At 59.3% G+C, this 18,928-nt stretch carries 15 protein-coding genes; 6 read left to right on the top strand and 9 right to left on the bottom strand.

Annotated elements, in window-relative coordinates:
• A partial coding sequence (locus CKW16_RS32460) for an S-layer family protein (RefSeq protein WP_256580455.1) occupies positions 1-2,569 on the top strand: 2,569 nt, incomplete at its 5' end.
• A gap of 251 nt (positions 2,570-2,820) precedes the next feature.
• Here CKW16_RS32460 and CKW16_RS07320 read toward each other — a convergent pair.
• The 5 genes from CKW16_RS07320 to CKW16_RS07300 form a co-directional block, all read right to left on the bottom strand.
• Positions 2,821-5,706: a hypothetical protein gene (locus CKW16_RS07320; protein ID WP_141232716.1), complete on the bottom strand. Its 2,886-nt coding sequence runs from the start codon at positions 5,704-5,706 to the stop codon at positions 2,821-2,823.
• A 140-nt stretch (positions 5,707-5,846) separates the two neighbouring features.
• Positions 5,847-7,787 (bottom strand): cyclic di-GMP receptor LapD, encoded by a 1,941-nt coding sequence (gene lapD / locus CKW16_RS07315; RefSeq protein ID WP_095127829.1) that lies wholly within the window; start codon positions 7,785-7,787, stop codon positions 5,847-5,849.
• Between the two features lie 22 nt (positions 7,788-7,809).
• Positions 7,810-8,517: a cysteine protease LapG gene (gene lapG, locus CKW16_RS07310; RefSeq protein ID WP_095127828.1), complete on the bottom strand. Its 708-nt coding sequence runs from the start codon at positions 8,515-8,517 to the stop codon at positions 7,810-7,812.
• Positions 8,518-8,748: 231 nt separating this feature from the next.
• Entirely contained in the window at positions 8,749-9,144 is a 396-nt protein-coding gene (locus CKW16_RS07305; RefSeq protein WP_095127826.1) for a YbaN family protein, read from the bottom strand.
• A 10-nt stretch (positions 9,145-9,154) separates the two neighbouring features.
• The gene (locus CKW16_RS07300) at positions 9,155-9,742 is read right to left on the bottom strand and encodes a YecA family protein (RefSeq protein WP_008156162.1); all 588 of its coding nucleotides are present in this window, start codon (positions 9,740-9,742) and stop codon (positions 9,155-9,157) included.
• A gap of 413 nt (positions 9,743-10,155) precedes the next feature.
• On the opposite strand from CKW16_RS07300, the gene recQ reads away from it, so the two are divergent.
• From recQ to CKW16_RS07280, 4 genes are all read left to right on the top strand, one after another.
• On the top strand, positions 10,156-12,282 hold the full coding sequence (gene recQ, locus CKW16_RS07295; protein ID WP_095127824.1) for a DNA helicase RecQ: 2,127 nt from the start codon (positions 10,156-10,158) through the stop codon (positions 12,280-12,282).
• 119 nt (positions 12,283-12,401) lie between these two features.
• A complete protein-coding gene (locus CKW16_RS07290; RefSeq protein ID WP_095127823.1) occupies positions 12,402-12,836 on the top strand; it encodes a MarR family transcriptional regulator in 435 nt (144 codons plus the stop codon).
• Positions 12,837-12,964: 128 nt separating this feature from the next.
• Positions 12,965-14,755 carry a FimV/HubP family polar landmark protein gene (locus tag CKW16_RS07285; RefSeq protein ID WP_095128132.1) on the top strand — a complete coding sequence of 597 codons (1,791 nt, stop codon included), beginning with the start codon at positions 12,965-12,967 and terminating at the stop codon, positions 14,753-14,755.
• 32 nt (positions 14,756-14,787) lie between these two features.
• Entirely contained in the window at positions 14,788-15,075 is a 288-nt protein-coding gene (locus CKW16_RS07280; RefSeq protein WP_095127822.1) for a SelT/SelW/SelH family protein, read from the top strand.
• Here CKW16_RS07280 and CKW16_RS07275 read toward each other — a convergent pair.
• Both CKW16_RS07275 and CKW16_RS07270 read right to left on the bottom strand, forming a co-directional pair.
• On the bottom strand, positions 15,069-15,962 hold the full coding sequence (locus tag CKW16_RS07275) for a DMT family transporter (RefSeq protein WP_095127820.1): 894 nt from the start codon (positions 15,960-15,962) through the stop codon (positions 15,069-15,071). The two genes, CKW16_RS07280 and CKW16_RS07275, sit on opposite strands and share 7 nt — an antisense overlap.
• Positions 15,963-16,057: 95 nt before the next feature.
• Positions 16,058-16,822: an AraC family transcriptional regulator gene (locus CKW16_RS07270; RefSeq protein WP_095127819.1), complete on the bottom strand. Its 765-nt coding sequence runs from the start codon at positions 16,820-16,822 to the stop codon at positions 16,058-16,060.
• Between the two features lie 136 nt (positions 16,823-16,958).
• Here CKW16_RS07270 and CKW16_RS07265 point away from each other — a divergent pair, with 136 nt between their 5' ends.
• Positions 16,959-17,774 carry a UDP-2,3-diacylglucosamine diphosphatase gene (locus tag CKW16_RS07265; RefSeq protein WP_008156147.1) on the top strand — a complete coding sequence of 272 codons (816 nt, stop codon included), beginning with the start codon at positions 16,959-16,961 and terminating at the stop codon, positions 17,772-17,774.
• Positions 17,775-17,930: 156 nt separating this feature from the next.
• Here the strand turns inward: CKW16_RS07265 and CKW16_RS07260 are convergent, their stop codons facing one another.
• Both CKW16_RS07260 and CKW16_RS07255 read right to left on the bottom strand, forming a co-directional pair.
• Positions 17,931-18,521, bottom strand: a complete 591-nt coding sequence (locus CKW16_RS07260; RefSeq protein WP_095127818.1) for an HD domain-containing protein — start codon at positions 18,519-18,521, stop codon at positions 17,931-17,933.
• Positions 18,522-18,548: 27 nt separating this feature from the next.
• The gene (locus CKW16_RS07255; protein WP_095127817.1) at positions 18,549-18,860 is read right to left on the bottom strand and encodes a DUF962 domain-containing protein; all 312 of its coding nucleotides are present in this window, start codon (positions 18,858-18,860) and stop codon (positions 18,549-18,551) included.
• Positions 18,861-18,928 lie beyond the last annotated feature (68 nt).

Genomic DNA, 18,928 nt, shown 5'->3' with positions numbered 1-18,928 from the left:
CGCGGCCGCGGTCGCAGAGGGCGGCATCGTCAGCGGCAACGTGCTGTGGAACGACGTCGGCGGTGCCGATGGCCTCGCCGCAGGGGGCGCAGTGGTCGGTGTGCGGGCCGGTTCAGACACCTCGACCTCAGCCGTTGACGGCCTCAACAGCCAGATCAATGGCACCTACGGTTACCTGACGCTGGATGCCAATGGCAACGCCGTCTACCACAGCAACCCGAACGCCGTGAGCGGCCCTGGCGCGACCGACACGTTCACCTACACCGTGCGCGATGCCGACGGCGACCAAAGCACCACCACCATCACCATCGACGTGCACAACAGCTGCATCAGCGCGGTCAGTGACAGCGACGTGACCGTCTACGAAAAAGCCCTCGACCTGAACCAGGATGACCAGGATCTGGCGCCCGGCACCGTCACCGGCAGCCAGCCGGGCACCGGCGAAACCGCCAGTGGCACGCTGGTCGGTTCGGTCAGCGGCGCGGCCGGCGCAATCACCTACACCCTGGTCGGAAGCGCCACCGGCGCCTACGGGCAAATCCTGCTCAACCCCAATGGCACCTACACCTACACCCTGACCTCGCCGGCCAGCACCGCGCCGAACGCCAACGACGGGCCGAACACCCTGAGCGAAAGCTTCACCTACAAAGCCACCGATGCCCTGGGCAACAGCACCACCAGCACCATCGTGGTCAACATCGTCGATGATCAGCCGACCGCTACCCCCGACTCGGCCGCGGTCGCAGAGGGCGACATCGTCAGCGGCAACGTGCTGTGGAACGACGTCGGCGGTGCCGATGGCCTCGCTGCAGGGGGCGCAGTGGTCGGTGTGCGGGCCGGTTCAGACACCTCGACCTCGGCCGTTGGCGGCCTCAACACTCAGATCAATGGCACCTACGGTTACCTGACGCTGGACGCCAATGGCAACGCCGTCTACCACAGCAACCCGAACGCCGTGAGCGGCCCCGGCGCGACCGACACGTTCACCTACACCGTGCGCGATGCCGACGGCGACCAAAGCACCACCACCATCACCATCGACGTGAACAATAGTTCGACGTTGACGGACCCAGTCATCCCGAACGCGCCACCGGTGGCGGTCGATGACCACATCATCACCAACGTGCTGTCGGGCAGTGTCGTGGTGCCAGGCGAATTGTTGCTGGCCAACGACACCGATCCGAATGGCGATCCGCTGACCGCGTCGCCGACCACCATCAGCACCGGTTGGATTGCCAAAGGCGCGGACTTCACCGGCACCCAGCAAAACGTCAGCTTCACCGTCGGTAACGCGCAGGCGGTGACCCTCGCCCGCAGTGCATTCGTCGCCAACACCGCAGCCATGACGGCGGTGTTGGTCGTCAGCGGGGCGCTGGGACCGGTTAGCAGCACCACCCACGATGACGACCGCATCACCGTCGACCTCAAACAGGGTGAAACCCTTAACCTGGATCACAATCTGGCGGCCGGTCATGTCGCCATGGAGTACTCAATCAACGGCGGCGCATGGATCGCCCTCGCGGACGGGCAAACCCTCACCGCAACGTCGGACAGCACCTACCAGATCCACATCACCAACATCGACAACGGTGGTCCGGGCAACAGCGGGCAGGGGGCGGAAAACTACGAGCTGACCATGACCGTCAACTACGCCGGAGCCCACATCACGCCAGATGCCCACGGCACCTACACCGCCAGCGACAGCCACGGCGGCAGCGACAACGCCGCCGTGACCATCACCTATCAGGACGGCCACACCCTCACCGGCACGGCGGGGGATGATGTACTGGTGGCGGGCGCCGGTAACAACGTGATCAATGCCGGTGACGGTAACGACGTGCTCACCGCCGGTTCCGGCAACAACGAAATGCACGGCGGCGCTGGCAATGACTTGCTGTACAGCGGTGCGGGCAACGACCTGCTCGACGGCGGCACCGGCGTCGACACTGCGAGCTATGCCCACGCTACGGCAGGGGTCACGGTCAATCTGGGCGTGCTCGGGGCGCAGAACACCGTCGGCGCCGGCACCGACACCCTGACGGCGATCGAAAACCTCACCGGTTCCAACTTCAACGATTCCCTGACGGGCGACAACAACAGCAACATCATCAACGGCGGCCTGGGTAACGACATGCTCAACGGTGGGGACGGCGACGACTTCCTCATCGGCGGCCTGGGCAACAACACCCTCACCGGCGGCAGCGGCGCCGACACCTTCCAGTGGCTCAAGGGCAACAGCGGCCACGACGTGGTCACTGACTTCACGCCGGGCATCGACAAACTCGACCTGTCGCAACTGCTGCAAGGGGAAAACAGCACGGCGGCGTCGCTGGATGACTACCTGCAATTCAAAGTCACCGGCAGCGGCGATTCATTGGTCACCAGTATTGACGTCAGCGCCATGGCTGGCGCCGCGCCGAACCAGACCATCGACCTTGCGGGCGTCAATCTCGCGACCCACTACGGCGTCACACCGGGCGCGGGCGGCGTCATTGCCGGTGGCGCGGACACGGCAACCATCATCAACGGGATGCTTAATGACCATTCGTTGAAGGTGGATACGGTGTGATCTGAAATGACAAAACCCGCCATCCCCGTAGAAAGGGATGGCGGGTTTTTTGTTGTTTGTGGGTTCGTCGTTCAGTTCGGAATCCATCCCTCACCCTAACCCTCTCCCAGAGGGAGAGGGGACTGACCGTGCGTGGCTCAAGTTATGAAACACACTCAAAAACCTGAGTTTCACGCGATTTTTCAGGTCGATGTAACTCGGCCAAACAACTTGGGCCGGTAAGTACAGGATCAGTCCTCTTTTTCAGATATTTATAAGGCACCGAAGGAAAAATCATCCATAAACAAGTAATCGTACGCATGACACTCCATAGATCGAATATGACGACCAGGAGGGGCTGAAAAACTAAAATTACCGAAATCTACGGGGCCGTATGTTAGTTGTGAAACTGGATTGCCAAAACCGTCGAGGTAGACAATGGTCATTGGATGGTGAACATATATCAGTCGAAATGAAACGCTCGAACAATTACTCCAAAACTTTAAGCGAACCAACTGATAGCCCGACCCAACATCATGGCACAATCCGAGAGTTCTAGTGGCAGATGTATCAAATATCCCGCAGTAGTCATTACCATTAACCAAGGTCACTCTCATACTTTGAAGGTCGAAAGATTGGCCTCGGCTAATTCTATGCAAAGGTGCACTTTGAAAGTTTTCACCGAAAACCTTGGTTCCTACAATAACGGTATAGGGAGGGGTGGAGACCGGTTTATCTCCATAGTTTCCTCTGGCCGTGAGATTACAAGTGCCTAACGGTAGCGTAACCGAACGTTCCCATTGACCATTATCGTCGGTATCTACTGTAGCAATTGGAGCGCCATTGTTTAAAATTTCAATTTCTTGTTTGATGCTACCTGACCCCGTCACTGTCAAGACGCTATCCGTCGTTCTTTCACCTGAAAGTACCGGGACACCTTGACGGTCGTTCAGGACGTTGATGATGGGCGTCTTCACTACAAATGACCTGATCGTATATTTGCGCACTGGAAAGAGTACCGCAGTCGCAAAATTCGCCTTCCTGTTCAGGTTCACCCAAAAGCTGATTTTCAGCTCACTTCCATCCTTGAGTGCTTTCAACCATTCCAACGGCACCAGACGCTTCAGACCTGGCCCCTGATTGTGTGGTTCACCTGCGCGGTCGTTATAGGGGATAGCCGGCCCGGCATTGGTGACCCCCTCATAGCGCAACCACACCGGTTGCTCACTGACCTGGCCCAACCATTCGGTCACGACAAGCAGTGCGGTGGGCGACAAGGTGGTTATGTCCAGAACCGTGGAGGCACCCTCGATCTCGGGCGTCGGAAACCGTGGGTCCTCGGCGGCAATTGGTTTGACCGTCAACGCCAATGATTCCGATGACGCGACTTTCTTTCCACCACGATTCAAGTTCCAGAACACTGCAAACGACTGATCTTGGCGGGCGACAATAAACGCCCGGCTCAGCGGAAAGTTGGCGCGTTTGTTCTGGTTCAGAGGAATAAGCGGAAAAGGTTCGGAGCCGACCGGCGCCTTCATTTCCACCAGCCTCGCCCTGTCGTTTGCAATCGCCCCCAGGAATTCGACCCGCACTGTCGGGAGATCACCCAGCGGGTCAATCAGGTGGGTGGCTGGCGGTACCGGAAACGGCGGCTCCAATACAATTTGCGCCGCATCGCCAAACATCAATTGCAGCAGTTGCGAAAACACCTCCACCTCTCCCGGGTTAGTCACCGTGCATTGCACGGCCAAAGGGGTGCTGGCGTAGGCGTCGATGTATTTGGCAGGCACCTGGAAGATGACAGGTTGTGTTGGGTCGACGACGATCTGTTGGAAAATGAACCGCGCCTTAATCCCGCCCTGATCGGTGGTTTGCCATTTGAGTTTGACGTTCGCTCCTTTTTTCAAGGGCCAGTAATCGGCGACCCGCACCGTGGCCATGGCGGTGTCGACGGGCAGTTTGTTGTCTACCAGCGGTTCGACAATCGGTAAGCCCAATGGCTGGGACGTGCCAGAGAAGGTAGCATCGGCAGGTTTCGAGCGCTGGGTCTTGCCTGCTTTGGTCAATGTGTAGGTGGCTCGCGCCGAACCTCCAATCAGGTTGCGTACCCACTCGTTCAACACCGGAAAGTCCACGGTTCTGCTCGCTGCAGCCAGCGTCACGCTGAAGGTGTGGGTGGCGGGGTCGCCACCTCGGGTGAGCCCTTCCAGGGTTAATTCAATCAGATCATTTTTTGCAAATACCCCGGTGACCAGGATCACCATGGCACCGCCCGCGAGCCCATCGTGATTCACCACATTGTCCGGATCGGCCTGTTCAAAAATCGGTGCGGCCAGCAACACCATGCCGGGCTTGAACGTGAGGGTGAGCGCATCCGACCAGCCGCTGGAATTTTCCACCACGTCGAACACTTCCCAGCGCACCACCAGGCTGTTGGTGGGTGCCAGGGTGGCGAGCATTTCCGGTGTCAGGTAAAAGGCAATGTCACCCAACTCAGTGACCGTGAACTCAAGGAGCAGCGATCCAAAGGCAAGCACCACCACGTCACCGATAGACTGATTGAAGTACTTCATCACGGTCACGGACATACCGTCATTGATCACTGTTTGATCGACGACGCTTTCCGAGGCGATTGGCAGCTTCAGGCCTTGGTTGAACGGCTTGCCGCCGTCGGTATCCGCTTCGCCCGGCGCCGGGTATTTGTAGAACATCGGAACAGGCGACGACGATTCTTCGGTGCCGTTACCGCTCACGCGCAGAACCTCGAACCAGAAGGCCTTATTCTCTGGCTGCAGAGGCAGAAACCTGGCTTCCATGTCTTTGGTTGAAATATAGAAGGGAATGTTTTTCGCTTTACCTTCAGCATCGAAATGCGCGTCGGTGACCGAAAATTCAGCGACAGGAGCGTTTTTTGTTTCGATGTAAACCTTGATGTTGTCGCCGATGGCCATATTCAGATAGGCCAGGATGTAAACCAGCAATCCGTCACGATCGCCGTGCACCATGTTGATGTTGATCCCCAAGGCACCGTCGCTTTGCGGTTTGAAACCAACCGGGTAGGGCGGGGCGACGGCCAGCACACCGATGCCGCGATCGGGCGGGAATACAACGATTTGTTGAATGGAGGCAGGGCCGGCGTTTGTCATTGGGCTGTTCATGAATGTGTACCTTCCATAAGAGGTGCCCGGCTTCCCGAAGGGGCGGCACCGATACGGTCGGATTAGATAACGTGCTCCAGCCTCTGCCTACTGTCATATATGACAGGTACACCCACGTTTAAGACGAACGGTCGAGCCAATTACATAGGCTCCGGCGGCCCAATCAAACGTCCCATCACCCCAAACAATCCCAACTCCCTGATCACCTCCAACTCCCCTTTGGTCTCCACCATCTCCGCAATCAACGGCAAATCAATGCTGTTCGTTGCCCGAAAAATAGCCTCGATGAACAGCTTTTTATCACTCTGCTCATCAATGTGACGGATGTAAGCACCATCGATTTTCAAGTAAGCCAGGCCCAGTTGAGTCAGGTTGCCGATCTGGCCGAAGCTGCCGCCGAAATGCTGCAGACCGATGCGGTAACCGGTGTTGAGCAGGCTGTGGCTCAGGCGTTGCAGTTCTTCCTGAGGTGGCAGTTGGCGTTCGTCGATTTCCAGAATCAGCAGGGGCGCGAGTTCCGGCAGCGATTCGAGCATGTCGAGGATGTGTTGCAACTGCGCTGGATCGCGCAGGGTGCTGCCGGACAGGCTTAACGCCAGGGGCCAACGATTGACGATGAGGTAGTCGAGGGTGGCTTCGAGCATGGCCAGGTCAAACCGCGCCGACCAGCCGAGTCGCTCGATCCACGGCAGGAAATGCCCGGCGGCAATAGCCTCGCCCTGTGGGTCGAGCAGGCGCGCGAGGACTTTGTGATGCAGCACCTGGCTGGTGTCGGCGCATTGCACCACCGGCTGGAAATACAGTTGCATCTTGCTTAGGTTCAGGGCGTCGTCGATCCAGGTTTGCCAGTCGTTTTGGGACGGGGTCGGCGCGGTGATGGAATCGGCCAAGTGAACCCATGGGCGCTCGGGATGTTGCCGGGCTTCGGTCAACGCCTGATCCAGTCGCGTCAGCACGTCACCGGCCGGCTCACCGGGGTGGTAAGGGGCGATCCCCAAATGCGCCACCGGCATGGCGTCGCTGGCGCCGGTCAGGCGCAGGTTTTCCAGGGTGGCGCTGATTTCGCTGGCCAGGCGTGCGGCGTCGGTGCTGTCCAGGCCTGGCGTCAGCAGGCTGAATTCACCGCCGCGATTACGCGCGGCTAGCCAGGTGCGACGTTCCGGTGGCTGGGTCAGGCGTTTGAGCAATTCACCGACGGCGCTGATCAGCGCATCGGTGCGCTGGCCGCCCAAACGTTGGTTGAGACCGACCAGATCGTTGATTCGCAGCATCAGCAAATGGCCGTCGCTGCTCTGCTCGGAGACCAGCAGCTCGTCGGCCAACTCTTCATCCAGCAAGCGTCGATTGGCCAGGCCTGTAAGGCTGTCCTGATAGGACTCGACCCGCAGCTTTTCACTGCGCGCGACCTCTTCGGCGAATAGCGCCTTGAGCTTCTCGACCATCTGGTTCATGGCCAATACCACGCGTTTCAACTCCGGTGTGCGCGGCAGTTTCGGCAGGCTGAGGAACTCGCGTTTGCTGATGGCTTCGGCCTGTTTGACCATGGTGTCGAGTGGACGAAATTGCCGGCGCAGCAACCAGCCACCAAACACGGCGCTGAGCAGGCCGCACACCAGCAACCAGATCAGGCTGCCGAGGGTGCTGTCCCAGAGTTTGGCCAGGGCGAACTGCGGATTGCTCAACACTTCGACCCGTGCCGCCTGGACCCAGCCGCGCATGATCAGCGCTTCGCCACCGGGTGGGTGCAGGTTGACCAGGTTCACAAACCAGGCGGGAACGCCGTCGATTTGCCCCGGCGCACTGCGCTCGACCAGCACCTGCGCATCCTCAATGTTGATGATTCGAATACTGCTGAAATAACCGCTGTCGAAAATCGAGCTGACCATTAATTCGATCATCGCCGGGTCATCGATTTGCGCCGTCAACGACAAACCCAACGCGGTGGCGGCGTCCTGGGCGTGGGAGCGCAACTGGCCGAGCATCTGGTCGCGAGAGCTTTCCAGACTGACAAAAAAATTGCCGCTGAACGCCACCAGCAAGAACAGGCAAATGGCGAGAAACAACTGTTTACGCAGTGACATAAATCGCTCCTTGCTCAGGTGGCTAGCCGTCGCCCACGGCGAACCCTTCGGCCTGCATCTTTTTTAGTACGTCCTGCCAGCGCGACAGTTTTTTCGAGTCGCTGCTGCGTTTGCCGCCATTGGCTCCCGGCAAGTACAGGCCTTCTGCGTTGAAGGCGTACACCGGCAGCAAGTCTTTGCGTTGGGAGGCGGGGCGGACCTCGCCGATCAAGTTGTCCAGCACCAGCGGATCGGCCGTGGGGCTGTTGTAGAAAGTCAGCACCATGTGCGCCTGGTTCTGGGTCAGGGCTTTCACGTAGGTGATGCGCAGTTTTTCGCTGGGAATTCCCAGGTAGCGCAGGCTGAAATATTTCGCCAGGGCGTAGTCCTCGCAGTCAGCGGCACCCTTGATCAGGGATTCGACGGGCGTGGCCCAGTAATCGGTCTGATGCCAGATGCGGGTGTCGTCCAGAAAGCTCAGTTGCTGATTGAAGAAGCGATTGACCGCGTTCAGTTGCTCGCGCTCGGGCGCGTTGACTTCGCTACTGAGCATTTGACTCCAGGCCTCGATCCTTCCCCGTCCCGGGCCGAGGGTGCCGTAGCGTTGCTCGGCGGTTTGCAGAATCTGCGTAAAACTCCAGTTGGCCCAGACACTGCTCAGCCCGGCCAACAGAAAAGTGATCAGCAACAGCCATCCGCCGAGCCGAAGTCGGAGCGTTGACCATCCTGGACTACGCAGACTGCGGGACATGTCTGGCCGCTCGGGTGCAGATGCCTGAAGTCTAGGCGGTGTTTTCAGCGAGGCAGGACAAATCGTCGGTTGGTACGCGGACTTGTAGCAGCTGCCGAAGGCTGCGTTCGGCTGCGAAGCAGTCGTAAACCCTGCACACGCGGTTTACCTGATAGACCGCAGCGGATGGACTAGCGACGGCTTCGCCGCCGAACGCAGCCTTCGGCAGCTGCTACAGGGAGCGTGGTGAATTCAGGGCTTTTGCAGGGTTTTCTGTTTGAGGATGTAGACGCTCACCAGAACGGCGCTGGTCAGCATGAACCCCCGCGCCCACGGCAGGGGCACCAGGTAGCAGGAAAGCAGGATGCTCGCCCACATCAGGCCGATGGCGTAGACCTTGCCTTTGAGCGGGATGCCGTTGCCGCTCAGGTAATCGCGAACCCACGGCCCAAGCCGCGGATGTTCAACCAGCCAATGATAGAAACGCGGCGAACTGCGGGCGAAGCAGGCGGCCGCCAGCAGCAGGAAGGGCGTGGTGGGCAACACCGGCAGGAAAATCCCGATCACCCCCAGCGTTACGCTCAGCCAGCCAATGGTCAGCAGCACGTAACGCAACATCAGGGAGCGGTTGCCTATGGGGTTGTCCATAGGCAAAACCTTAGTGGTGACGAGGCTTGAGGATCGCCGGTTTTTCGTCTGGCGCCTGGCACAGCAGGTACAGCGCAGTCAGCGCTTCCGGGATCTGTACGATCATGTCGTCCATCAGGTTGGCGTCTTTGGCGATGTCTTCGAACTCAGGCTGTTCGTCGAACAGACCCGAACCGACCATGATCGGCAGAAGCATTTCGCTGACTTCGTCTTCGGCGGTTTCGAACCAGGCCGCTTCGCGCAGGAACACGCCTTCCATGAAACCGATGCACCAGCCGCGCAGGTCGGAGTCATCCGGCTCTTCGCCCAGGTCCAGGTCACAAGGCAACTCGAACTCTTCATCGGACGCCAGTTGGCGTGCGATGTGAGCCTTGAGGGCCAACAGGGTGGATTCGATCGCTTCACGCTCGGTGTCGTCGGCGTAATGCGGCTCTTCGGCGAAGAGGGCGTCGATCCATTCACGGTCGGGAACGGTTTCGGAACAGATCGACAGCGCAGTGAGGTAGCCGTGGGCGGCCACGTAGTCCAGCGCCTCGTCATGCAGTTCGTCGGCGTCGAGGAAGACTTGCAGGCGGGTTAGTTGCTCAGCGAAGGACATTAAAGGGCTACCTTGGGAATTAAACAGATGCGGGAATTCTAGGCCTTCTTGAGCGCTTGGGCCAGCCGCGCAGCATATTTGGACCCATGCAGGAGTATGGAACACCGCAATCCCTGTGGGAGCGGGCTTGCTCGCGAAAGCGGTGTGCCGGCCAGCATTAATGTCGACTGACATGCCGCTTTCGCGAGCAAGCCCGCTCCCACAAGGTCTGCAGTGCATTGACCTTCGTGTGTCTTATCAGCGGCACCCTGTGAAGAGGAGGGCTCGGGTATACTCGCGCGTTTTGTGATGCCCTGCCGGCGTCGCGGCTGAAATGTGAAGCGTCATGCAATGCGCACTTACGATTAGTCGGTGCAGCCTTCGTGGTTCTGAACCAGCCTTGCAGGGATGTTTTTGTGATTTTTGGAGTTTCTATGCTCGAACAGGCTCAACGCGTCCTCAAGGACATCTTCGGCTACGACAGTTTCCGTGGCCGTCAGGGTGCAATCATTGAGCGCGTGGCCAGTGGCGGCGACGCCCTGGTGCTGATGCCTACCGGTGGCGGCAAGTCCTTGTGCTTCCAGGTGCCGGCGCTGTTGCGCGAAGGCCTGGCGGTGGTGGTATCGCCGCTGATCGCCCTGATGGACGACCAGGTCGCTACCCTCGAGGAGCTGGGCGTCGCGGCGGCGGCATTGAACTCCACGCTAAGCGCCGAGCAGCAGCGCGATCTGGCGGCACGGATCAAGCGCGGTGAAGTGAAAATGCTTTATCTCGCGCCTGAGCGTCTGGTTCAGCCACGGATGCTGGCGTTCCTGCAAAGTCTGGAAATTTCCCTGTTCGCCATCGACGAAGCCCACTGCGTGTCCCAATGGGGCCACGACTTCCGCCGCGAATACCTGCAACTGGGCCAGTTGGCGGAATTGTTCCCCAACGTCCCGCGTATCGCCCTGACTGCGACCGCCGACAAGCGTACCCGGGAAGAAATCGTCGACCGCCTTCATCTTCAGGATGCCGAGCGTTTCCTGTCGAGTTTCGACCGCCCCAACATCTTCTATCGCATCGTGCCCAAAGAGCAGCCGCGCAAGCAGTTGCTGGCGTTCCTCGCCGAGCGGCGTAGCGATGCCGGCATCGTCTATTGCCTGTCGCGCAAAAAAGTCGACGAAGTGGCGGTGTTTCTCAGCGAACAAGGCTTCCCGGCGCTGCCGTACCACGCCGGTCTGCCCAACGATACCCGTGCTCACCACCAGAAGCGTTTCCTCAACGAGGAAGGCCTGATCATGGTCGCCACCGTGGCGTTCGGCATGGGCATCGACAAGCCCAACGTGCGCTTTGTCGCTCACCTCGATTTGCCAAAATCCCTTGAGGCTTACTACCAGGAAACCGGTCGCGGCGGCCGTGACGGTCTGCCGGCAGACGCCTGGATGGCTTACGGCCTGCAAGACGTGGTGATGCTCAAGCAGATGTTGCAGAACTCCGAGGGCGACGAACGCCACAAGCGTCTGGAGCAGCACAAGCTCGACGCCATGCTCTCGCTCTGCGAAGAAACCCGCTGCCGTCGCCAGACGTTGCTGGCCTACTTCGACGAAGACATGCCCGAGCCGTGCGGCCATTGCGACAACTGCGTCGATGGCGTGCAGACCTGGGATGCCACGGAGCCGGCGCGTCAGGCACTTTCGGCGATCTACCGCACCGGCCAGCGTTACGGTGTCGGGCATTTGGTCGATGTATTGCTGGGCAAGGACAACGAAAAGGTCCGCAACTTCGGCCATCAACATCTGTCGGTATTTGGTGTAGGCAAGGCGATGGGAGAGAGCGAATGGCGCTCCTTGTTCCGTCAGCTGGTTGCCCGCGGCCTGGCGGACATCGACCTGGAAGGCTACGGCGGCCTGCGCCTGAGCGACACCTGTCGACCGCTGCTCAAGGGCGAAGTAACCCTGGAGCTGCGTCGCGACCTCAAGCCGCAAACCACGGCCAAAAGCAGCAAGAGCCAGGCGAGCCAACTGGTTCGCGGCGAAGAGCGCGAACAGTGGGAAGCCTTGCGCGCCCTGCGTCGAAAACTCGCCGAAGAGCATGGTGTGCCGCCGTACGTCATCTTCCCCGACTCGACGCTGCTGGAAATGCTCCGCAGCCAACCGACCTCGCTGTCGGAAATGGCCACGGTCAGCGGCGTTGGCGCGCGCAAGCTGGAGCGTTACGGCGAGGCCTTCCTCGAAGTCCTCGGCGGGCAGGTCGAGGCGCCGAAGGTGGTGGCCGACCTGCGCCACGAACTGATCACCCTGGCCCGCGCCGGCATGACACCGTTGCAGATAGCCGGTCAGCTGCAATGCTCGGAAAAGAACGTCTACACCCTGCTTGCCGAAGCGATTGGCAAGCAGCAGTTGTCGCTGGAGCAAGCGCTGGATCTGCCCGAAGAGTTGATGGGCGAAATTCAGGATGCGTTCCTCGACGGCGAGGGTGAATTGCCGCCCGTGTCGGAGATTACTGCACTGTTTGCCGGGAGAGTGCCGGAAGGCGTTTTGTATTGTGTTCGAGCGGCGCTGCAATCCGAATTCGAGATTTAGGTGATCTGCCACATAGATGTAACGATTCAGTACAGAGCAAGCCTTGCCTCTGGCCAAGGGTCATGCTTAGCTGACTAATAATTAGTTTTTCTTTATTTCAGTCTAATCATGAGTGTTTTATGCCGTTAACCGATCAACACCGCTTTGGCATGCAGCTGGCCCAGATGTCGCGCGGCTGGCGTGCCGAACTGGACCGCCGTCTGGCTGGCCTGGGTCTGTCCCAGGCGCGCTGGCTGGTGCTGCTGCACCTGGCGCGTTTCGACGATGCCCCGACCCAACGCGAACTGGCGCAAAGCGTCGGCGTTGAAGGGCCGACCCTGGCCCGACTGCTCGACAGCCTCGAAAGCCAGGGACTGGTGCAACGTCAATCGGTGCTGGAAGACCGCCGGGCGAAGAAAATCGTCCTCTGTGCCCCGGCCCTTCCCTTGATCGAACAAATTGAAACCATTGCCACCCAACTGCGCCATGAGTTGTTCGAAGGCGTCGATGAGGCGGATTTGAAGATCTGCATGCGTGTCCACGGGCACATTCTGGCCAACCTGGAAAAGTCTTGAGGCATAAACGTACCCTGGACTTTTGAGAGACCCCGTTGGGCAGACTATAAAGAACTACTTGGTAATATCGTGTTCGTACCGGATGTGCGAACGCGTACAAGATGGTTCTGGTTATCTAAGGGATGCTCATGCTCGAGAGTTGGCACATGGTTTTACGGTGTTGCGCCAGGCTGCTTCTGGTCGGTGGTGCTGTCACTTACTCGGCATTGGCGCCCGCGTTGGGCTTGGGTGATATCACCCTGCATTCGGCGCTGAATCAGCCGTTGCGCGCTGACATCGCCCTGGAAGATGCCGCCGGTCTGGAGGAGGGCGAGCTCTCGGTCAGCCTGGCGACAGCGGAGGAGTTCAGCCGCGCCGGCATCGATCGGGTGTTCTTCCTCAATAATCTGAAATTCACGCCGATCCTGCGAGGCAACCGCAGCCTGATCCGGGTGAGCTCCAGCAAACCGGTCAATGAACCTTTCCTGAATTTCCTGGTGCAGCTCAATCAGCCCAACGGGCGTGTGCTGCGCGAGTACACCGTGCTGATTGATCCGCCGGGTTCGCCAGGGATTGTTCCCGTCACTGACGAACCAGTGACCGACGTTCAGTCCTCCGGATTCCCGACGGTTGAGCCGGCCGTTGCGAAGCCACCTGTGGCGAAGGGCAAAAAACCTCCTGCTCCTCGCGTCGATCAACCTGCCGCAGCGCCCGTGGGTGATCCGGTTGCCGAACAACTGGCCGCCAGCGTGCTGCGAAACCAGCAGCTGCAAGCAACCATCGATGAATTGACTGCGAAGCTTCAGGCCCAGGAGGAGCAGATCGCCGGTCAGAAAAAGCAGGTGACTGAACTGCAAACCCAATTGGCGGAAATCAAGACCGCAGCGGTGGAGCCGGTTGCACCTGTCGTTGCGGCTCCAGCACCGGCCGTTGTTGAAGAGCCTGAGTCTACTAATTGGCTGCAGATGCTCGGGTTGCTGGCGGTGGTGGCTCTGGTGTTGCTGGGGTTGTTCGTTCGGCGCCAACGACAACAGGTTCAGGCATTGCCCGATGCTTTACCTGTTTTGCCGTCACGGCATGAACCGGCGCTCAATCGCCCTGCAGAGCCGGTTGCCCAATCTTCCGAGTTGCAACCGGCAACTGAATCGGGTGAAGAGTCGCCCGCAGGCGATGTGCTTGAAGGAGTGGGTATCTATCTGGCCTATGGCCGTTTTTCCGAAGCGGCCGGTTTGTTGCGAGAGGCACTGATCAAGGAGCCGCAGCGCACGGATCTGGCCGTTCAGCTGTTGGAGGTCTTGGGTAAACAGGGCGACGTACCCGCCTATGAGACACAGGAAAACAACCTGCGTGACGCCGGATATGACCTGCAAGAACTTCAGAATATTCGCGCTCGACACCCGAAATTGAGCAGTGCGGCACCGTTGGCCGTTGCAGCGTCAATCATCCCGCCCAAGGCTGCGGTTGCCGAAGCAGCACCCAACGATGAGTTCCAGTTGAACCTCGATGACCTGTCGATGGATTCGAGTTGGGACCTGATCAGCCCTTTTGAGCACTCGCCGTCCGCCGCGAAGCCATCGAGCGAATCCGCGCCGGTCGAGCCGCCGTTTGTCTCGAACCTGCACGTCTTGCCCGAGGTATTTGAAATGCCGGACGACTCGACGCTGGACGAACCCGAACTTGAATGGGTTGCCGAGCCTGATTCCCAGTCTCTGGATGACACTTTTCTCAACGAGTTCAGCGATCCCGGCCAGTCGCTGGAGCTGGAACCGCTGAATCTGGAACCGGCCGAACCGAGCAGCGCCGGCAAACTGGAACAAGCCCAGACCTGCATCGATGAAGGTGATATGGACAGCGCCATCGAACTGCTCAACGAGTTGCTCAAGGATGATAACGAGCCGCTGAAGCAGACAGCCCGGAACCTGCTCGCCGGGCTATCATAGCGGCGCCCTCTGGCTCAGGAGTTTCGCCGATCATGACTGCACGCAAACCGGAAATCATCATCACGTATTGCACGCAATGCCAGTGGCTGTTGCGTGCTGCCTGGCTGGCCCAGGAACTGCTCAGCACCTTCGGTGACGACCTGGGCAAAGTGTCGCTGGTGCCCGGCACCGGTGGGGTATTTCACATTTTCTGTGACGATGTGCAGGTCTGGGAGCGCAAGGCTGATGGCGGTTTCCCGGAGGCCAAAGTGCTGAAGCAGCGGGTCCGGGATCAAATTGATCCGGACCGCGATCTGGGGCACAACGACCGCACTCAGTGAGAGGCGGCTTCTGCCGCAACGGTCTTCTTGCTTGAGCCTCCCGAGAGTCGGCTGGAAACCACGATCGCCACGATGATCAGCGCGCCACCGATCAGCATGCGCAGTGTCGGGTTTTCATCAAACAGCAGCCAGGCCACGGTGATGCCGTAAATCGGCTCCATGGCGAACACCACGGCCGCGGTCCGCGCCTTGATCACCGCCAGGCTGGCAACAAACAGACTGTGAGCGACGCCGGTGCAGAACACCCCGAGCAGACCGATCCACAGCCAGTCGATGGCGCGCACTTCGCTCAACTGCGGTGCCGCCACCGGCAACAGGCACAACGCGACCACCACGTTCTGACACAGCGCAGCCTGCACCGCCGGGATTCGCCCAGAGCTGGCGCGGTTGGTCAGCGATAGCAGAGAGAACAGCAAACCTGAGCCCACCGCCCACAGCAGACCCATTGTGGCGCCGCTGGCCAGATCGAAATCAGGGGTGACCAGCACCAGCCCGACACTGACCAGCACCACCAGCAGGATTTCGTTGGCGCGAATTCGCTCGCGGAAGATCAACCCTTCAAGGATCACGGTAAACGCCGGGAAGCTGGCGAAACCCAGGGTCGCGATTGCCACGCCTGCGACCTTCACTGCAATGAAAAAACTCACCCAGTGTCCGGCCAGCAGTAAGCCGCTGAGCAACAGTCGGCGCCAGTCCACAGCCTCGAGTTTCTGCCAGCGAGTAGTGCTGGCGAACCGCGCAAAAACGGCTAACGCCAGCACGGCGAACGCGGCACGACCAAAAACGATAATGGCGGGGGAAGCCGCAGCAAGTTTGCCGAACACTCCGGTCAAGCCGAACATCAGTGCGCCGATATGCAGGGCGCCAAGGGCGGTACGGGGAGTCATTGCAATCCTTAACAACAAGCGAACAAAGATGTAGGAGCAGCCTTCGGCAGCTCCTGCATTGAACCGTGAAACCCCCAGTTGTGTCTGTCGGCAAACTATTGCCTTTTGTCGCCAACCTCGCGCCGCAATTTGCCGGGTGAGGCACCGAACTCCCGCAACACCGCGGCCGCGAAGGCGCTCTGCGAACTGTAACCGACCCGACTGGCAATCTCGCCGATCGGCAGCGCCGAATCCCGCAACAAACCCACGGCCATGTGCAAACGTCGACTGCGGATGTAATCCATCGGTGTCTGCCCGCATTCAGCAACGAACCGTGCATGCAGCCGAGCGCTGGACAGACCAGCGATGCGCGCCAGATCGGCAACTTGAAGTGGGTAGGCTGCGTACTGATCGATATGCGCATTCAGCGCCGCATAAGGCAGGCGCCGACCGCCGACGATCTCGGGTTTGGCGTTGTTGAGGCTGGCCAGCAACAACACCGCGCCTTGTTGCGCGATCAATGGATCGTTGACCTGACTGCCCGCCAACCAACTGACCAATTGGCTTTGCCCGGCATCCAGCAGCAGGCGACCGGCGTTGTCGAGCAAACGACGGCTGGCATCGGCGTGATCCCCCAGAGACTGAGAAACCCATTGGTCGCTGGGCACATCCAGTACCAGGCAACGGCTGCCATTGGCGCTACCGCAGGCGTGATGGAAACCGGACGGCACTACCACGAAACTCTGCTGGACCACCTGGCTGCCACGCCCGTCGACCTCGAAATCCAGTGCACCCGACAGCCCGAACACCAGCTGCGCGTGGTCGTGGCTATGGACGATCAGGTCATGCGTGTATTGGCGTAGCGTGAGGATCGGTCTCATCGCAGGTCTCCCGGGCAAGGCTGCCAGTCTACACCGAGGGCAATCGTGGGGCGCTGTCACGGGACTGACTCGCCACTGTCATGGGCAATTAACCCGACCGGCGCAAAGTTGCAAAAACTTTTGCAGAGGGTTGCCCATGACCAGCGCCGAGCTCGCCAAACCCAGTCGTAAGCAACGTGTGCGGACCTTGTGGATTTCCGACGTGCATCTGGGCACCCGGGATTGCCAGGCCGAACACCTGTCGCAGTTTCTCAAGGGCTACCACGCGGACAAGATCTACCTGGTCGGCGACATCATCGATGGCTGGAAGCTGCGCGGCGGCATGTACTGGCCTCAGGCGCACACCAATGTGATCCGCCGCTTGCTGACCATGAGCAAGCGCGGCACCGAGGTGATTTACGTCACCGGCAACCACGACGAATTCCTGCGCCGCTATTCGAAGCTGATTCTGGGCAATATCCAACTGGTGGATGAAGCCGTGCACGTGACCGCCGATGGTCGCCATCTGCTGGTCATTCATGGCGACCAGTTTGACGTGATCACGAGGTATCACCGTTGGCTGGCCTTTCTCGGCGACTCGGCCTACGAATTCACCCTGACCCTCAACCGCTGGCTCAACCATTGGCGCGCCCGTTATGGCTACGGTTACTGGTCGCTGTCGGCCTACCTCAAGCACAAGGTCAAAACCGCGGTCAGCTTCATCAGCGATTTCGAAGAAGCTATCGCTCACGAATGCGTCAAACGCGAGTTGCACGGCGTGGTGTGCGGGCACATTCACCATGCCGAGATTCGCAAGGTCGGCGGGGTGGATTACCTCAATTGCGGGGATTGGGTGGAGTCATGCACCGCGCTGATCGAGCATTGGGACGGATCGATCGAGTTGTATCGATTGGCGGATGCCCAGGCGCGGGAGGCGGAGTTGAAGGCCATCAAAATCGCAGAGCCCGCTTAAGTCGCTAGAGATGTGGTGTCTGGATAGGCCTCTTCGCGAGCAAGCCCGCTCCCACATTGGACTTTGTCTAACTTGAGAATGCGGTCAACTGTGGGAGCGGCGGTGCGACGATTCGACTTGCTCGCGAATGGACTGCGCAGCAGTCCTCAGCAGTTTTCAGGCTGGCGAATGTTCGTCCATCGCCGCTTTGTAAATTGAATACTTCGGCTGTGCAAACAACCGTTCCATCATCGGTTCAAAGAAGCTCAGCGGCAGCGTGTCATACGCCGGATCAAACGCCGCTGCGTCATATTTGGCGCAAAACTCAATGGTCGCCTGATACTGCGGATGCCCGCTGAATTGCTCGCGCAAATGCCGGTCCATCCCTAGATGATGGAAGAAGTAATACCCCTGGAAAATCCCGTGCTTCTCGACCATCCACAGGTTCTCGGCGCTGACGAACGGCTTGAGGATTGCCGCAGCGATGTCCGGGTGGTTGTAGGAACCCAAGGTGTCGCCGATGTCGTGAAGCAGCGCGCAGACTACGTATTCTTCATCGCGGCCATCACGCCAGGCACGGCTGGCGGTTTGCAGGGAATGGGTCAGACGATCCACCGGGAAGCCGCCAAAATCGCCCTCCAGTAATTTCAGGTGCGCCACAATCCGAGTCGGCAATTGCCTCGCATAGGCACTGAAGTCTGCGGCGATGATCGCCCAGTCTTCCTGCGTGCCGTCCTGCATGTGGGTGAAACGGGCATTGGCATTCATCGGCTGTCCTCCTGTGGTTCATTGCACCTAGAACGGCACGCGACCCAAAATCATGTCTCGGTACATGACGAAATCGCCGAGCAGGCTGTAAAACGGATGTTGAAAGGTCGCAGGACGGTTCTTCTCAAAGAAGAAATGTCCGACCCAGGCGAAGCTGTAACCTGCCAGCGGAAGGGCCCATAACAGCAGCCAGGCGCCTTTGCCGATGGTCAGGGCAAAAATGAAAATAACCAGCGTCGTGCCGATAAAGTGCAATCGTCGGCAGATACTGTTGCTGTGTTCGCTGAGGTAATACGGGTAGAACTCAGCGAAGCTGTTGAAACGTTTGATGTTTTCCACGACTGCGATCTCTGTGGTTATTGTTCTGACTGCAAGTTGTTCTGCGGGTAGCTTATTTGAGTCTAGAG

Source organism: Pseudomonas sp. Irchel s3h14, from assembly GCF_900187425.1.
In the GTDB taxonomy this organism is placed as follows: Bacteria; Pseudomonadota; Gammaproteobacteria; order Pseudomonadales; family Pseudomonadaceae; genus Aquipseudomonas.
This window is presented reverse-complemented; position numbering and strand designations above follow the sequence as displayed.

Excerpts from the sequence above, each read along its gene's own strand:
- CKW16_RS07320 (WP_141232716.1), bottom strand. The coding sequence starts at position 5,706 with ATGAACAGCCCAATGACAAACGCCGGCCCTGCCTCCATTCAACAAATC.
- CKW16_RS07290 (WP_095127823.1), top strand. The coding sequence starts at position 12,402 with ATGCCGTTAACCGATCAACACCGCTTTGGCATGCAGCTGGCCCAGATG.
- CKW16_RS07265 (WP_008156147.1), top strand. The coding sequence starts at position 16,959 with ATGACCAGCGCCGAGCTCGCCAAACCCAGTCGTAAGCAACGTGTGCGG.
- CKW16_RS07270 (WP_095127819.1), bottom strand. The coding sequence starts at position 16,822 with ATGAGACCGATCCTCACGCTACGCCAATACACGCATGACCTGATCGTC.
- CKW16_RS07260 (WP_095127818.1), bottom strand. The coding sequence starts at position 18,521 with ATGAATGCCAATGCCCGTTTCACCCACATGCAGGACGGCACGCAGGAA.
- lapD (WP_095127829.1), bottom strand. The coding sequence starts at position 7,787 with ATGTCACTGCGTAAACAGTTGTTTCTCGCCATTTGCCTGTTCTTGCTG.
- CKW16_RS07275 (WP_095127820.1), bottom strand. The coding sequence starts at position 15,962 with ATGACTCCCCGTACCGCCCTTGGCGCCCTGCATATCGGCGCACTGATG.
- CKW16_RS07285 (WP_095128132.1), top strand. The coding sequence starts at position 12,965 with ATGCTCGAGAGTTGGCACATGGTTTTACGGTGTTGCGCCAGGCTGCTT.
- CKW16_RS07300 (WP_008156162.1), bottom strand. The coding sequence starts at position 9,742 with ATGTCCTTCGCTGAGCAACTAACCCGCCTGCAAGTCTTCCTCGACGCC.
- recQ (WP_095127824.1), top strand. The coding sequence starts at position 10,156 with ATGCTCGAACAGGCTCAACGCGTCCTCAAGGACATCTTCGGCTACGAC.
- CKW16_RS07280 (WP_095127822.1), top strand. The coding sequence starts at position 14,788 with ATGACTGCACGCAAACCGGAAATCATCATCACGTATTGCACGCAATGC.
- CKW16_RS07305 (WP_095127826.1), bottom strand. The coding sequence starts at position 9,144 with ATGGACAACCCCATAGGCAACCGCTCCCTGATGTTGCGTTACGTGCTG.
- lapG (WP_095127828.1), bottom strand. The coding sequence starts at position 8,517 with ATGTCCCGCAGTCTGCGTAGTCCAGGATGGTCAACGCTCCGACTTCGG.